This is a genomic window from Streptomyces sp. NPDC041108, from assembly GCF_055592645.1.
This window is the reverse complement of record NZ_JBVIYK010000012.1, coordinates 221,536-237,269: the sequence shown is the minus strand read 5'-3', so window position 1 is coordinate 237,269 and position 15,734 is coordinate 221,536. Positions and strand designations below refer to the sequence as shown.

The 15,734-nt window shown below is 71.4% G+C and carries 11 protein-coding genes; 9 read left to right on the top strand and 2 right to left on the bottom strand.

The window, feature by feature from the left end; translation table 11 throughout:
• Positions 1–94: 94 nt before the first annotated feature.
• From ACZ6BB_RS30200 to ACZ6BB_RS30180, 5 genes are all read left to right on the top strand, one after another.
• Entirely contained in the window at positions 95–1,957 is a 1,863-nt protein-coding gene (locus tag ACZ6BB_RS30200) for an acetolactate synthase large subunit (RefSeq protein ID WP_471618278.1), read from the top strand.
• Positions 1,958–1,978: 21 nt separating this feature from the next.
• A complete protein-coding gene (gene ilvN, locus ACZ6BB_RS30195) occupies positions 1,979–2,506 on the top strand; it encodes an acetolactate synthase small subunit (RefSeq protein WP_005479969.1) in 528 nt (175 codons plus the stop codon).
• 118 nt (positions 2,507–2,624) lie between these two features.
• A complete protein-coding gene (gene ilvC / locus ACZ6BB_RS30190) occupies positions 2,625–3,626 on the top strand; it encodes a ketol-acid reductoisomerase (RefSeq protein WP_275455950.1) in 1,002 nt (333 codons plus the stop codon).
• A gap of 229 nt (positions 3,627–3,855) precedes the next feature.
• Complete coding sequence (serA, locus tag ACZ6BB_RS30185; protein ID WP_471618277.1) at positions 3,856–5,445, top strand: phosphoglycerate dehydrogenase; 1,590 nt, start codon at positions 3,856–3,858, stop codon at positions 5,443–5,445.
• Between the two features lie 109 nt (positions 5,446–5,554).
• Entirely contained in the window at positions 5,555–8,485 is a 2,931-nt protein-coding gene (locus ACZ6BB_RS30180) for a helix-turn-helix transcriptional regulator (RefSeq protein WP_471618276.1), read from the top strand.
• 15 nt (positions 8,486–8,500) lie between these two features.
• Here ACZ6BB_RS30180 and ACZ6BB_RS30175 read toward each other — a convergent pair whose 3' ends face one another.
• Positions 8,501–9,724: a PucR family transcriptional regulator gene (locus ACZ6BB_RS30175; protein ID WP_471618275.1), complete on the bottom strand. Its 1,224-nt coding sequence runs from the start codon at positions 9,722–9,724 to the stop codon at positions 8,501–8,503.
• A 107-nt stretch (positions 9,725–9,831) separates the two neighbouring features.
• Between ACZ6BB_RS30175 and ACZ6BB_RS30170 the strand changes: the two genes are divergently transcribed.
• From ACZ6BB_RS30170 to ACZ6BB_RS30160, 3 genes are all read left to right on the top strand, one after another.
• Positions 9,832–10,758, top strand: coding sequence for a proline dehydrogenase family protein (locus ACZ6BB_RS30170; protein WP_471618274.1), 927 nt, complete (start codon positions 9,832–9,834; stop codon positions 10,756–10,758).
• 50 nt (positions 10,759–10,808) lie between these two features.
• Entirely contained in the window at positions 10,809–12,440 is a 1,632-nt protein-coding gene (gene pruA, locus ACZ6BB_RS30165; protein ID WP_471618273.1) for an L-glutamate gamma-semialdehyde dehydrogenase, read from the top strand.
• A 332-nt stretch (positions 12,441–12,772) separates the two neighbouring features.
• Entirely contained in the window at positions 12,773–12,904 is a 132-nt protein-coding gene (locus ACZ6BB_RS30160; RefSeq protein WP_005479955.1) for a hypothetical protein, read from the top strand.
• A gap of 62 nt (positions 12,905–12,966) precedes the next feature.
• Here the strand turns inward: ACZ6BB_RS30160 and ACZ6BB_RS30155 are convergent, their stop codons facing one another.
• On the bottom strand, positions 12,967–14,541 hold the full coding sequence (locus tag ACZ6BB_RS30155; protein ID WP_471618272.1) for a purple acid phosphatase family protein: 1,575 nt from the start codon (positions 14,539–14,541) through the stop codon (positions 12,967–12,969).
• A gap of 142 nt (positions 14,542–14,683) precedes the next feature.
• Between ACZ6BB_RS30155 and ACZ6BB_RS30150 the strand changes: the two genes are divergently transcribed.
• Positions 14,684–15,727, top strand: coding sequence for a 3-isopropylmalate dehydrogenase (locus tag ACZ6BB_RS30150; protein WP_471618271.1), 1,044 nt, complete (start codon positions 14,684–14,686; stop codon positions 15,725–15,727).
• The last annotated feature ends 7 nt before the right edge of the window (positions 15,728–15,734 follow it).

Here is a 15,734-nt window from a genome sequence, read left to right as displayed (position 1 = left end):
AGGAGGGGTTTTTTGTTGCACGGGCACCAGTCGGCGTTAGCCGCACACCGCACGAACCTCGCAAAACACCCTCAGCATCGAGAAGAGAATGCCGATGACCGAGCAGGCCACCGGGGCCCACCATCCGCAGCCGCGGCCCCGATCCGGAGGACCGTCCACCCCCGTCGAGCACGTCACGGGTGCGCAGTCCCTCATCCGCTCTCTCGAGGAGGTCGGGGCCGACACGGTGTTCGGCATTCCCGGGGGCACCATCCTGCCGGCGTACGACCCCCTGATGGACTCCACGCGGGTGCGCCACGTGCTGGTCCGCCACGAGCAGGGCGCCGGGCACGCGGCCACCGGCTACGCGCAGGCCACCGGCAAGGTCGGGGTGTGCATGGCCACGTCCGGGCCGGGCGCCACCAACCTGGTCACCCCGATCGCGGACGCGCACATGGACTCCGTGCCGCTCGTCGCGATCACCGGGCAGGTCGTGTCCAAGGCGATCGGTACGGACGCCTTCCAGGAGGCGGACATCGTCGGCATCACCATGCCGATCACCAAGCACAGCTTCCTGGTCACCAAGGCGGAGGACATCCCCCGGGCGATCGCGCAGGCGTTCCACATCGCCTCCACCGGCCGCCCGGGACCGGTCCTGGTCGACATCCCCAAGGACATCCTCCAGGCGAAGACCACCTTCAGCTGGCCGCCCGCCATGGACCTGCCCGGCTACCGGCCCGTCACCAAGCCGCACGCCAAGCAGATCCGCGAGGCCGCCAAGCTGATCACCGCCGCCAACCGGCCCGTCCTCTACGTCGGCGGCGGTGTCCTCAAGGCGCGGGCGACGGCCGAGCTGAAGGTGCTGGCCGAGCTGACCGGCGCGCCCGTCACCACCACCCTGATGGCGCTCGGCGCGTTCCCCGACAGCCACCCGCAGCACCTGGGCATGCCCGGCATGCACGGCTCCGTGGCGGCCGTCACCGCACTGCAGAAGGCCGACCTGATCGTCGCCCTCGGCGCCCGCTTCGACGACCGCGTCACCGGCAAGCTGGACAGCTTCGCGCCGTTCGCGAAGATCGTCCACGCGGACATCGACCCGGCCGAGATCGGCAAGAACCGCGCCGCCGACGTCCCGATCGTGGGTGACGCCCGCGAGGTCATCGCCGACCTCATCCAGGCGGTGCAGAAGGAGCACAGCGAGAGCGGACCGGAGGAGGCAGACGCCCCCCGCTACGCGGCCTGGTGGAAGGACCTCAACCGCTGGCGCGAGACCTACCCGCTCGGCTACGACCAGCCGGCCGACGGCTCGCTCTCCCCGCAGGCGGTCATCGAACGCATCGGACAGCTCGCCCCCGAGGGCACGATCTTCGCGGCGGGCGTCGGCCAGCACCAGATGTGGGCCGCCCACTTCATCCAGTACGAGAAGCCCGCCACCTGGCTGAACTCCGGCGGCGCCGGAACGATGGGATACGCGGTCCCGGCCGCCATGGGTGCCAAGGCCGGAGCCCCGGACCGGACCGTCTGGGCGGTCGACGGCGACGGCTGCTTCCAGATGACCAACCAGGAACTCACCACCTGCGCGCTGAACAACATCCCGATCAAGGTCGCCATCATCAACAACGGCGCCCTCGGCATGGTCCGCCAGTGGCAGACCCTGTTCTACAACCAGCGCTACTCCAACACCGTCCTGCACAGCGGCCCGGACGACGTCAACCCGAACGCCCGCGGCACCCGCGTCCCCGACTTCGTGAAGCTGTCGGAGGCCATGGGCTGCTACGCGATCCGCTGCGAGTCCCCGGACGACCTCGACAAGGTCATCGAGGAGGCGAACTCGATCAACGACCGCCCGGTCGTCGTCGACTTCGTCGTGCACGAGGACGCGATGGTGTGGCCGATGGTCGCCGCCGGCACCTCGAACGACACGATCATGGCCGCACGGGACGTCCGCCCCGACTTCGGCGACAACGAAGACGACTGAGCGAGAGAGACCGAACGAGACATGTCCAAGCACACGCTCTCCGTCCTGGTGGAGAACACCCCCGGCATCCTCGCCCGGATCGCCGCGCTGTTCTCCCGTCGCGGCTTCAACATCGACTCGCTCGCGGTCGGTGTCACCGAGCACCCCGAGATCTCCCGCATCACCATCGTGGTGACGGTGGTCGAGGAACTGCCCCTGGAGCAGGTGACGAAGCAGCTCAACAAGCTCGTCAACGTCCTGAAGATCGTCGAACTGGAACCGGGCTCCGCCGTTCAGCGGGAACTCGTTCTGGTGAAGGTGCGCGCCGACAACGAGACGCGCTCCCAGATCGTCGAGATCGTCCAGCTGTTCCGCGCCAAGACGGTCGACGTCTCCCCGGAGGCCGTCACCATCGAGGCCACCGGTTCCAGCGACAAGCTGACCGCCATGCTCAAGATGCTGGAGCCGTTCGGCATCAAGGAGCTGGTCCAGTCCGGCACGATCGCGATCGGCCGCGGCTCCCGTTCGATCACGGACCGCTCACTGCGCGCCCTGGACCGGTCGGCCTGACACACGACACGGGCGGCCGGCGACGCGCGGCCGCCCGTATGCCGAGACCCGCAGACTTCCATTCCGCCCGCCGTCATACGGTGGGACGCAACACCTGCACTCAAGGAGAGAACCCAAAGTGGCCGAGCTGTTCTACGACGCCGACGCCGACCTGTCCATCATCCAGGGCCGCAAGGTCGCGGTCATCGGTTACGGCAGCCAGGGCCACGCCCACGCGCTGTCCCTGCGCGACTCGGGTGTCGACGTCCGCGTCGGTCTGCACGAGGGCTCCAAGTCCAAGGCGAAGGCCGAGGAGCAGGGCCTGCGCGTGGTGACGCCGGCGGAGGCCGCCGCCGAGGCCGACGTCATCATGATCCTCGTCCCGGACCCGATCCAGGCCCAGGTCTACGAGGACCACATCAAGGACAACCTGAACGACGGTGACGCGCTGTTCTTCGGCCACGGCCTGAACATCCGCTTCGGCTTCATCAAGCCCCCGGCCGGCGTCGACGTCTGCATGGTCGCCCCCAAGGGCCCCGGCCACCTCGTCCGCCGCCAGTACGAGGAGGGCCGCGGCGTTCCGTGCATCGCCGCCGTCGAGCAGGACGCGACCGGCAACGCCTTCGCGCTCGCGCTCTCGTACGCCAAGGGCATCGGCGGCACCCGCGCGGGTGTCATCAAGACGACCTTCACCGAGGAGACCGAGACCGACCTCTTCGGCGAGCAGGCTGTTCTCTGCGGTGGTACGGCCGCCCTGGTCAAGGCCGGTTTCGAGACGCTGACCGAGGCCGGTTACCAGCCGGAGATCGCGTACTTCGAGTGCCTGCACGAGCTGAAGCTGATCGTCGACCTCATGTACGAGGGCGGCCTGGAGAAGATGCGCTGGTCGATCTCCGAGACCGCCGAGTGGGGCGACTACGTCACCGGCCCCCGGATCATCACGGACGCCACCAAGGCCGAGATGAAGAAGGTCCTCGCCGAGATCCAGGACGGTACCTTCGCCCAGCAGTGGATGGACGAGTACCACGGCGGTCTGAAGAAGTACAACGAGTACAAGACCCAGGACTCCGAGCACCTGCTGGAGACCACCGGCAAGGAGCTGCGCAAGCTCATGTCGTGGGTCAACGACGAAGAGGCCTGATCCTGTGAGGCCGGCCGTGGCGGGGTTCACCCGGTGCCACGGCCGGCCTTGTTTCACGTCCGGGTGATCCTTCCGCGGTGGCGTGAGGCGATGCCCCCGGCGCCACTACACTGCAGCACTACATACGCGTCGGGCCCACAGCGTCGTGCGTCTTCCACGCGGACACCACCCTCCACCGCCTGCGGCCGTCGGGACGGCCGTCCGCAGCATTGGACTTGTGAGGACTCACGTGAGCTCGAAACCAGTCGTACTGATCGCTGAAGAGCTGTCGCCCGCCACCGTCGACGCGTTGGGCCCGGACTTCGAGATCCGGAACGTCAACGGAGCGGACCGAGCCGAACTGCTCCCGGCCATCGCCGACGTCGATGCCATCCTGATCCGCTCGGCCACCAAGGTCGACGCCGAGGCGATCGCCGCCGCGAAGAAGCTGAAGGTCGTCGCGCGCGCCGGCGTCGGCCTGGACAACGTGGACGTCTCCGCCGCCACCAAGGCCGGCGTGATGGTCGTCAACGCCCCCACCTCGAACATCGTGACCGCCGCCGAGCTGGCCTGCGGCCTGCTCCTCGCCACCGCCCGCCACATCCCGCAGGCGAACACGGCGCTGAAGAACGGCGAGTGGAAGCGCAGCAAGTACACGGGCGTGGAACTGGCCGAGAAGACCCTCGGCGTCGTCGGCCTCGGCCGCATCGGTGCCCTGGTGGCCCAGCGCATGTCCGCCTTCGGCATGAAGGTCGTCGCCTACGACCCCTACGTGCAGCCCGCGCGGGCCGCGCAGATGGGCGTCAAGGTCCTGTCGCTGGACGAGCTGCTGGAGGTCTCCGACTTCATCACCGTCCACCTGCCGAAGACCCCCGAGACGGTCGGCCTGATCGGCGCCGAGGCGCTGCAGAAGGTCAAGCCCTCGGTGCGCATCGTCAACGCCGCGCGCGGCGGGATCGTCGACGAGGCCGCGCTGTACTCGGCGCTCAAGGAGGGCCGGGTCGCGGGCGCGGGCCTCGACGTGTACGCCAAGGAGCCCTGCACCGACTCGCCGCTGTTCGAGCTGGACGAGGTCGTCTGCACCCCGCACCTCGGTGCCTCCACCGACGAGGCGCAGGAGAAGGCCGGTATCGCGGTCGCCCGTTCCGTGCGCCTCGCCCTCGCCGGTGAGCTGGTCCCGGACGCGGTGAACGTCCAGGGCGGTGTCATCGCCGAGGACGTCAAGCCGGGCCTGCCGCTCGCCGAGAAGCTCGGCCGGATCTTCACCGCGCTGGCCGGTGAGGTCGCGGTCCGCCTCGACGTCGAGGTGTACGGCGAGATCACCCAGCACGACGTGAAGGTGCTGGAGCTGTCCGCCCTCAAGGGTGTCTTCGAGGACGTCGTCGACGAGACGGTGTCGTACGTCAACGCCCCGCTGTTCGCGCAGGAGCGTGGCGTCGAGGTGCGGCTGACCACCAGCTCCGAGTCGCCCGACCACCGCAACGTCGTCACGGTGCGCGGCACGCTCGGCAGTGGCGAGGAGGTGTCGGTCTCCGGCACGCTCGCCGGGCCGAAGCACCACCAGAAGATCGTCGCGGTCGGTGAGTACGACGTGGACCTCGCGCTCGCCGACCACATGGTCGTCCTGAGCTACGTCGACCGGCCCGGTGTCGTCGGCACGGTGGGCCGTGTCTTCGGTGAGGCCGGTATCAACATCGCCGGCATGCAGGTCGCCCGCTCCACGGCCGGTGGCGAGGCGCTGGCGGTGCTGACGGTGGACGACACGGTTCCGCCGGCGGTGCTTGCGGAGGTCGCCGAGGAGATCGGTGCGACGTCGGCGCGCTCGGTGAACCTGGTCTGAGGGTCGCTTCCCTCGTAGCGGTAGCAGAGCGGGGCCTGGTCACCTGGGGTGGCCGGGCCCCGTTCCTTCTGGGTGCGGCGCGTGGTGGCGGGCGTGCCAGGATGGCGGCGTGGCTCAGAGCATCGTTTACGCGCCCTTCGTCGGGCGGGACTCCGAGATGGCCCGGCTGAGGGACGTGCTGGACCGGGCAGGCGGCGGGGAGCCCCGAGCCGTACTGGTCGCGGGGGACGCGGGGGTCGGCAAGAGCCGGACCCTGGCGGAGGCCGCGGCGTACGCGGCGGGACAAGGCACCGTCGTGCTCACCGGGCACTGCGTGGACCTCGGTGACGTCGGTCTGCCCTATCTTCCGTTCACCGAGATCCTCGGTGCCCTGGCCGCGGACGAGCGGTTCGCCCCGCTCCTGCAGGCGCACCCGGCGACGGGCCGTCTCCTCGGCGGCGGGGACGGCGGCGACCGGCTGCAGCTCTTCGAGGGCATCGCCGCGCTGCTGGGCGACCTCTCCGGCACGACCCCCGTCCTGCTCGTGCTGGAGGACCTGCACTGGGCCGACCAGTCCTCGCGCGACCTGCTGCGCTTCCTGCTCAGCCGGGCGGTGCTCCAACGCCCCGCCCCCGGCGCCCCGGCCCACCGCCTCGCCGTCTTCGGCTCGTACCGCGCCGACGATCTGCACCGCCGTCACCCGCTGCGCCCGCTGCTCGCCGAGCTGGTGCGGCTGCCCGCCGTGGAGCGGCTGGAGCTCAGGCCGATGCCGGACCCGGAGGTCGCGCGGCTGGTGCGGTCGCTGCGCGCCGAGCCGCTGTCCGACGCCACGGTCGGCCGGATCGTCGAGCGCGCCGAGGGCAACGCCTTCTACGCGGAGGAGCTGCTGGCCGCGACGGCGGAGGAGCCGGGGGCGGTGCTGCCGAGCCAGCTGGCCGACCTGCTGCTGATCCGGATCGAGCAACTGCCCGGCGCCGCCCAGCAGGTGCTGCGCACGGCGGCGGTGGCGGGCCGCAGGGTCGGGCACGACCTGTTGCGGGACGCCGTCCAACTCCCCGAGGACGAGCTGGAGTCCGCGTTGCGGGAGGCGGTCGGCCGGCAACTGCTGCTGCCGCACGGGGGATCGACGTACGAGTTCCGGCACGCCCTCACCCGGGAGGCGGTCTACGCGGATCTGCTGCCGGGTGAACGGGTCCGGCTGCACGGGGTGTTCGCGGGACTGCTGGCCCGCCGGGGGCGCGCCGCGGAGAGCGCCGAGCGTGCCCATCACTCGCGCGAGAGCCACGACCTCGCCGACGCGCTGACGGCGTCCGTCGAGGCGGCCGACCACGCGCGCGGGATCGGGGCGCCCGCCGAGGAGTTGCGGCATCTGGAGGGCGCCCTCGACCTGTGGCAGTCCGTGGACGCCGGGGCCCGGCCCCGGGACCTCGACACGGTCACCCTCACCCTGCGCGCCTCGTCCGCCGCCGCGCGCGCCGGGGAGAACCACCGAGCCGTCTCGCTCACCCGCGCGGCGCTCGCCGGAGCCGGCCCGGACGCGGACTCCGAGCTGGCCGCCCGGGTGCGCTACACCCTCGCCGGTGACCTGATGCGCGTCGACAGCCTGAAGGCCGCGTTCCGGTACAGCAGCGAGGCGCTGGAGATGATCCCCGCCGAGCCCCCGTCCCGTACCTGGGTGTGGGCGGCGGCCACGCATGTGATGGCGGCGCGGTACGTGGGGGAGGACGAGGAGGCCGCTCGGGTCGCGAGCGGGGCGCTGGCCGTCGCCGAGCGGCTCGGACTCGACGACGCCCGGGCCGACCTGATCGTCTCCGTGGTCGGCCTGGACCCCCGGAACAACCGGCGTACGGAGGCGGGCCGGGCACGGCTGCGGGACGCCCGGGAGCTGGCCCGGCGCGCGGGCAACCTGCCCGTGGAGATGCGCGCGCTGTTCAACCTCGCCTCGGGCTGCTTCGAATCGGGTGACCTGGAGGGATGCCTCGACTGGCTCTCCGACGGGCTGGACCGCGCGGGCCGCACCGGCCTGCTCTCCTCCCCGTACCCGGTGGAGATGCGCTACCTCCACTCCCTGTGCCTGTACACCCTGGGCCGCTGGGACGAGTGCGCCCGCTCGGCCGCCGACGTCGACCGGCTGCCCGCCACGGCCGGACACGCCGCCGGACCCGCCCTCTACGTCGCCCTCGCCCGCGGCGACGACAGCGCCGTGGAGCGGGCCAGGGCGCTGCTGGACGGGCCGTACGACTGGATGGCCGGGCTCGTCGCGGGCGTCGCGCTCACCGAGGCGGCCGTCCTGCGACGCGATCCCGAGGCGGCCCTCGCCCAGTTCCGTACGACGGTCACCGCACTCTCCGACGAGTCCGGGAACAGGCCCAACGCGACCGTCCGGCTCGCCGCGCTGGCCCTCGGGGCGATCGCGGACGCGGTGGCCGAGCGGCGGTCGGCCGGGGACGAGGAGGCGGCGCGGGACTGGGCCGCCCCGGGGGAGGAGCTGGTGGAGGCCGCGCGGGCCACCGCGGCGGAGGGGGAGGACGGCGCGGAGCAGGGGCCGGAGGGGATGGCCTGGCTGGCCCGGGCCGAGGCGGAGTGGGCCCGGGTGCGCGGCGGGCCCGATGTGGCGGCCTGGCGGACGGCGGTGGACGCCTTCGCCTTCGGCGACCCCTACGAGCGGGCCCGGTGCCGGCTGCGGCTGGCGGAGGCGCTGCTGGGGGCCGGGGAACGGGAGGAGGCCGCGGTCGAGGCCCGGGCGGTGGCGGAGACCGCCGACCGGCTGGGCGCCGTGACGCTGCGCACGGCCCTGGACGCGCTCGTGCGGCGGGGGCGGCTGGCGGAGGCGTCGGGGGAGGGGGACGTGCCCGCGCTCACGGCGCGGGAGAGCGACGTCCTGCGGCTGCTGGCGCTCGGCCGCACCAACCGGCAGATCGGCGACGAGCTGTTCATCACCGGGAAGACGGCGAGCGTCCATGTGTCCAACATCCTGGCCAAGCTGGGGGCGGCGAGCCGCACGGAGGCGGTCGCCATCGCCTACCGGGAGGGGCTGATCACGACCGGTTCGCCGTCCTGAGGGACGGCCGGCGCGTCACAGCCGTGCCCCCTTCAGCGCCATGTGCAGCAGCAGCCGGTCCTCGCCGTCGGTCAGACGCAGGCCCGTGAGCTTCTCGACGCGGGAGAGCCGGTAGTAGAGGGTCTGGCGGTGGATGCCCAGCTCGGCGGCGGTGCGGCCCGCCTGGCCCGCGTGGTCGAGGAACACCTCGGCGGTGTGGGCGAGGTCGCGGTGCGCGGGGGTGAGGAGCGGGCGCACGGCGGGGTCCTCGGGGGTGCCGGGCGGGAGCGCGGTCAGCAGACGGTACGGGCCGATGGAGCGCCACTCGGCGACCGGGCCGAGACGCGGCTCCGCGAGCGCGGCCCGGGCCGCCGCCGCGGCCTCCCGCCAGTCGGTGCCCAGCTCGGCGAGGCCCGCACGGGCGCCCGAGACGCCCGCCGCCGCGTGCGCGCCCGCGCGTTCCAGGAGCCGGGCGGCGGCCGTGAGCGCCGGGGCGGGCACGTCCGCCGAGCGCAGCCGCACCAGCAGGGCCAGGCCCCGTCCGGCCGTGCCCCACGGCACCGTGCACAGCGCGGCCGCCCCCGGCACCGTACGGAAGGACGGGGCGTCGTCCGGGCCCGCGGACGGCCAGGGGGCCACGCACACCATCGCGTGGACCCCGTCGCCGCGCAGGCCGAGCGCGCTGCGCAGCTCCGCCACCGCCATGTCGCGCTCCCAGTCGCGCTCGGCGGTCAGGACCGCGCGCAGCTCCCGGGTGAGGTCGGCGCCCGCCTGGGCCTCGTCCGCGAGGAGGGCGCCGATACGGGCGGCGACCGCCATCGCCGCGGACAGCTGGGCGTCGGTCGGGCCCGGGTCGCCGTCCAGGAGCCAGACGTAGCCCAGCACGACGCTCCGATGGCGTACGGGCAGGCAGACACGGCCCCGGAGCACCCCCGCGGCCGGAGTCGGCGGGATGCGGACCGGGGCCGTCGCCCGGGTGATGCCGAAGCCCTCGAACCACTCCCGCACCGCCGTCGTCGAGCGGCGGGTCAGGATCGAGCGGGTGCGGACCGGGTCCAGCGCCGACGGATCGAGGTCGCCCTCGCTGTCGTACGCGCCGAAGGCGATCAGCTCGAAGTCGCGGTTCTCCAGCGTCGCCGGGGCGCCGAGCAGCTCGGAGATCTCGTCGACGAGGTCCTGGTAGTCACCCACCGGGTGGGGCGATGCGGTTTCCGGCGTCACAGGGGCATTCTCCCGTATGCGCCGAGAACCTTCATACATCTGTCTGAGATCTGCGGCACGGATGCGTGACAGCTGTCGATGGCCGGGGATCGGCGGGATCCTTAGGTTTCACGGTGGTTCTGTCTGCTGGTCTGTGGAGGTGCCCCGTGCTGGGTCCCGTGATTCTCGCCGCGTCGCGCAGCGACCGGATTCGACGCCTGGTCTCCGCGGCCCCCGTGACCAGGCAGGTCGTCGACCGCTTCATCCCCGGGGAGCGGGTCGACGACATCGTCCCGGTCGTCCGGGACCTCACCGGCAAGGGCCTCGACGTGACGCTGGACGTCGTCGGCGAGGACATCACCCGTCCGGAGCAGGCGTTCGCGGCCCGCGACGCCTATCTGGAGCTGGTCGACCGGCTGAAGGAGCTGGGGCTCGGCGAGCGCGCCGAGATGTCCGTCAAGCTCTCCCTGTTCGGCCAGGCCCTGCCCGGCGGCCACGAGCTGGCCCTCGCGGGCATCCGGCCGGTCGTCGAGGCCGCGGCCGCGATCGGCACGACGGTCACCCTCGACGCCGAGGACCACACCACCCTCGACTCGATGTTCGCCATCCACGACGAGCTGCGCCGGGACTTCCCGCGGACCGGCTGTGTCATCCAGGCCTACCTCTTCCGCACCGAGGCCGACGCCCGCCGTCTCGCCGCGAACGGCAGCCGGGTGCGGCTGGTGAAGGGCGCGTACAAGGAGCCCGCCGAGGTCGCCTTCCAGCAGAAGGCCGAGATCGACAAGGCGTACGTACGCGTTCTGAAGATCCTCATGGAGGGGAAGGGGTACCCGATGATCGGGTCCCACGACCCCCGCCTGATCTCCATCGCCCAGGAACTCGCCCACCGCACCGGACGCAAGCTCGACGAGTACGAGTTCCAGATGCTGTACGGCATCCGCGGCGACGAGCATCTCCGGCTCGCCGCCGAGGGGCACCGGATGCGCGTCTACACCGCCTACGGCACCGACTGGTACGGCTATTTCATGCGCCGCCTCGCGGAGAAGCCGGCGAACCTGCGCTTCTTCGTCCGCTCGATGGTCAGCAAGGGCTGAGCCCGCACGACGGCTCGCCACACACCGCTCAGTAAGGAGTTACGGAACCCATGGACGCTGTGACCCAGGTCCCCGCCCCCGTCAACGAGCCGGTGCACGGCTATGCCCCCGGCTCACCCGAACGGGCCCGGCTGGAGGTCAAGCTGAAGGAACTGGCCGAGAACCCGGTCGACCTGCCGATGACCATCGGCGGCGAGAAGCGGATGGGCGGCGGCGACCGCTTCGACGTCGTCCAGCCGCACAACCACAAGGCCCGCCTCGGCACCTACGGCAACGCCACCCGGCAGGACGCCCAGGACGCCGTCGACGCCGCCCTCGCCGCCGCGCCCGCCTGGCGCGCGATGTCCTTCGACGACCGCGCCGCGATCATCCTGCGCGCCGCCGAGCTGCTCGCCGGCCCCTGGCGCGAGACGCTGGCCGCCTCCACCATGCTCGGCCAGTCCAAGACCGCCCAGCAGGCCGAGATCGACTGCCCCTGCGAGCTGGTCGACTTCTGGCGCTTCAACGTCAAGTACGCCCGTGACCTGCTCGCCGAGCAGCCCCCGGCCAACTCCCCGGGTGTCTGGAACCGGCTCGACCACCGCCCGCTCGAAGGTTTCGTCTACGCGATCACCCCCTTCAACTTCACCGCCATCGCGGGCAATCTGCCGACCGCCCCGGCCCTCATGGGCAACGTGGTGGTCTGGAAGCCGAGTCCCACGCAGACCCACGCCGCCGTGCTGCTCATGGAGCTGCTGGAGGAGGCGGGCCTGCCCAAGGGCGTCATCAACCTCGTCACCGGCGACGGCATCGCCGTCTCCGAGGTCGCTCTCGAACACCCCGACCTCGCCGGCATCCACTTCACCGGCTCGACCAGGACCTTCCAGTACCTGTGGAAGACGGTCGGCGCGAACATCGAGAAGTACCGCTCGTACCCGCGGCTGGTCGGCGAGACCGGCGGCAAGGACTTCGTGGTCGCCCACCCGTCCGCCGACCGCGCGATCCTCAAGACCGCCCTCACCCGGGGCGCCTTCGAGTACCAGGGCCAGAAGTGCAGCGCGACCTCGCGGGCGTACATCCCGGCGTCGATCTGGAACTCCGGCTTCAAGGAGGAGTTCGCCGCCGAGGTCGAGCACCTGACCATGGGCGACGTCACCGACCTGTCCCACTTCATCGGCGCCGTCATCGACGAACGCTCCTTCGCCAAGAACAAGGCCGCCATCGACCGTGCCGAGGCCGACCCGGCCTGCACGATCGTCGCGGGCGGCACCTACGACGACTCGGTCGGCTACTTCGTGCGCCCGACCGTCGTCGAGTGCACCGACCCCGCCAACGAGGTCTTCACCACCGAGTACTTCGGCCCGTTCCTCGCCGTGCACGTCTACGAGGACGACCGGTACGAGGAGATGCTGACCCAGATGGAGTCGGTGTCCGCCTACGCCCTGACGGGGTCGGTGATCTCGGGCGACCGCGCGGCCGCCGCGTACACGATGGAGAAGCTGCGGTACGCGGCCGGCAACTTCTACATCAACGACAAGTCCACCGGCGCCGTCGTCGGCCAGCAGCCCTTCGGCGGCGGTCGCGCGTCGGGGACCAACGACAAGGCCGGGGCCCCGCAGAACCTGATGCGCTGGACCCTGACCCGCGCCATCAAGGAGACCCTGGTCCCGCCGACGGACTACACCTACCCGCACATGGGCTGACCCGGACGCCCGGCCCGGCGCTGCTGCGACGCCCCCGATCCCGTGACCCGGGACCGGGGGCGTCGCCGTGTGACGGAAGTGAAAAGGCCAGGTCAACGGCGTGTGACCCAATCCACCGTCTCAGATAGTAGGAAGTCCGACTAATTGTGGAGACAGATGCGCCGGCCTCACCTAGCTTTGTAGGAGCCGAACGTCTCGCTCGATCCAGCGAATGGCGGTCGTGAGCCGGAGCCCTAGGCAGGCAACCCCTGCGGCCCCGCTCCCCGCCCCTTCCGGCGTCTCGTACACCCCCCGTTTCCGAACTCCGGATTGCCTCGAAGGAGTCGATTCCCATGGCCGAGACGACCGTCCGCCGCCGAGTCCGCCACGTTTCCCGGACCACCGAGTCCGACCGCAAGAACGCCGCCGCCGCCCTGCAGCGCGCCCTCGACCGCAGGGACAACGGCGGTTCGACCGGGCACTGAGCCCACCCATCCGCCGGGAGCCGCCCCCGTGTCGGGGTGCGGTGCGGCCGTGAGCGGACGGCTCACGCGCCGCGCCGCACCTCGAAGTGGTCGATCCGTTCGCCGTCCTGGGCCAGCGCCGACACCTTCAGGACCGCTCGCGCGCCGCTCTCCGCCTCCACCGAGAGCAGCGAGAAGCCCCGGTAGCGCACCCGCGACCACTCCACCGTCTCCGCCTTCGACCTGCGGGACTTGGTCCACTCGAAGGTCTCGACGGCGTCGTGGCGGGTGATGTGTCCCTCGTAGCTCTCCTTCACACCGGACGGGAAGCCGTACAGGTCACGCCCGCCCCCGCCCGCCGTGACGTACACGATGCCGTCCCGGGTCGGGTCGGTCGACGCCCCGATCGGCACCTCCCTGCCGACCTTGCCGCCCTTGACGGCGTCGGTCCGCTCGTAGACGTGGTTGTGGCCGTTGATCACCAGGTCCACCTCGTGCTTCGCGAACAGGGGCAGCCAGCTGTCGCGGATGCCGCCGTCGGAGGCGTGCGAGGACGTCGAGTAGGCGCAGTGGTGGAAGAAGACGACGATGAAGTCGACGCCCTTCGCCGCCCGCAGTTCCCTCAGCTTCCGGTCCAGCCACGTGGTCTGCCGGCCGCCGGAGTAGCCGAGGTTGGCGGGGATCTCGTACGACACGTCGTTCGCGTCCAGCGCCACGAAGGCGACGTTGCCGTAGGTGAACGAGTACACCCCCGGCGCCGAACGAGGATCGAAGCCGTTGTCCGGGAGGGACCAGCGGGCGAGCTGCCCGCCGTAGCCGTCCGGTGAGTACCAGGCCTCCATGTCGTGGTTGCCGGTCGTCACCATCCACGGCACGGACCGGGCCACCGGCTCGCTCTGCTTGAGGAACAGGTCCCAGAACCCCGGGTCGTAGCCGTCCGACTCCACACCCTTGCCGTTGCCGTTCGCGTAGCAGATGTCGCCGGCGTGCAGGTGGAACGCGGGCTTCTGGCGGACGATCAGGTTGTCGTTGGCGGCCGCCGCCTTGCCGACACCCTGGTCGCCGAACGCCGTGAACACGAATTTCTCCGGTGCGGCGGGCGCCGTGCGGAAGGTGCCGATCGTCGAGCGGCGGGCCGGGGCCGCCGGGTCGAAGCCCTCGTGACCGACACCGTAGTAGTACGTCGTGCCGGGGCGCAGGCCGTCCAGGGCCGCGTGCAGGTAGTACTGCTCCAGCTCCAGGCGGACGCCCTCGACCCCCGGCGTGTGCAGGTCGCGGACCTCGGCGTCGATCTTCCGGCTCAGTTCCTCGGGCCTCAGGCCCACCCGCACGTAGGGCTTCCGCACCGCGAGCGGCACCTGCCAGGAGACCCGCATCTGCGTCCGGGGGTCGCCGCCGAAGGCCAGATGGCGGCCGAAGGGGACGACGGCCGAGCCGGGGGCCCGGGAGGTGGCGGGCGACGCGGCGGAGGTCGTCGAGGGCGCCGAGTCCGGCGAACCGGAGCCGCCGCAGCCGGTCAGCAGCCCGCCCGCCGCCAGCGAGCCCGCCGTCACCAGCGTGCGGCGGCGCGTCAGCTTCGTACGCAGGTACTCGTGCTGCTCGGCCATGCTCATCCGGCGCGCGAGCTGCGGCGGGATGCCGAAGTCGGGTATATCCATGAGGACGAAGTTCCCAGCGAATCCCAACGCCCGCCCCGCATAAGGGTGAACGCGTGGTGACGTGTGAGCAGCGCCACCGTACCTCTCGTCCGTATCGCGGACACCCCATGTCATCCCCTGGGACAAGGAGTACGGTGCCGTCATGTCTCGCAGCCTCAATCTCGCAGTGATCCCCGGTGACGGCATCGGCAGGGAAGTCGTGGCCCAGGGGCTCAAGGTCCTCTCCGCCGTCCTTCCGCAGGACGTGAAGCTGGAGACCAAGGAGTACGACTTCGGCGCCCAGCGCTATCACGCCACCGGTGAGACCCTCACCGAGGCCGACCTCGACGCGCTGAAGCAGCACGACGCGATCCTGCTGGGTGCCATCGGCGATCCGAGCGTCCCGTCCGGAGTCCTGGAGCGCGGCTTCCTGCTCAAGCTCCGCTTCGCCTTCGACCACCACGTGAACCTGCGTCCCTCGAAGCTGCTCCCGGGTGTCGCCACCCCGCTGGCCGGCCAGCCCGAGATCGACTTCGTCGTGGTCCGCGAAGGCACCGAGGGCCCGTACACCGGCAACGGCGGCACCATCCGCAAGGGCACCGAGCACGAGGTCGCCACCGAGGTCTCCGTGAACACGGCCTTCGGTGTCGAGCGCGTGGTCCGTGACGCCTTCGCCCGCGCCCAGGCCCGCCCGCGCAAGAAGCTCACCCTCGTCCACAAGAACAACGTGCTGACCTTCGCCGGTCACCTGTGGACGAACATCTTCAACAAGGTGGCCGAGGAGTTCCCCGAGGTCACCACCGACTACATCCACGTGGACGCGGCGACGATCTACCTCGTCACCGACCCCGCCCGTTTCGACGTGATCGTCACCGACAACCTCTTCGGCGACATCATCACCGACCTCGCCGCGGCCGTCTCCGGTGGCATCGGCGTCGCGGCCTCCGGCAACATCAACCCGTCCGGCGAGTTCCCGTCCATGTTCGAGCCCGTGCACGGCTCGGCCCCGGACATCGCCGGCCAGGGCAAGGCCGACCCCTCCGCCACGGTCCTGTCCGTCGCCCTGCTCCTGCGCCACCTCGGCCACGAGGCCGAGGCCGCGCGGATCGAGGAGGCCGTCTCCGCCGACCTCGCGGAGCGCGTCGGCAAGCCCGCCCGTTCGACGGACGAGATCGGCGACGCCCTCGCCGTACGAGTAGCCGGCTGACCCGCCG

Excerpts from the sequence above, each read along its gene's own strand:
- ACZ6BB_RS30200 (WP_471618278.1), top strand. The coding sequence starts at position 95 with ATGACCGAGCAGGCCACCGGGGCCCACCATCCGCAGCCGCGGCCCCGA.
- ilvN (WP_005479969.1), top strand. The coding sequence starts at position 1,979 with ATGTCCAAGCACACGCTCTCCGTCCTGGTGGAGAACACCCCCGGCATC.
- ACZ6BB_RS30175 (WP_471618275.1), bottom strand. The coding sequence starts at position 9,724 with ATGTATGAAGGTTCTCGGCGCATACGGGAGAATGCCCCTGTGACGCCG.
- pruA (WP_471618273.1), top strand. The coding sequence starts at position 10,809 with ATGGACGCTGTGACCCAGGTCCCCGCCCCCGTCAACGAGCCGGTGCAC.
- ACZ6BB_RS30160 (WP_005479955.1), top strand. The coding sequence starts at position 12,773 with ATGGCCGAGACGACCGTCCGCCGCCGAGTCCGCCACGTTTCCCGGACC.
- ACZ6BB_RS30155 (WP_471618272.1), bottom strand. The coding sequence starts at position 14,541 with ATGGATATACCCGACTTCGGCATCCCGCCGCAGCTCGCGCGCCGGATG.
- ACZ6BB_RS30150 (WP_471618271.1), top strand. The coding sequence starts at position 14,684 with ATGTCTCGCAGCCTCAATCTCGCAGTGATCCCCGGTGACGGCATCGGC.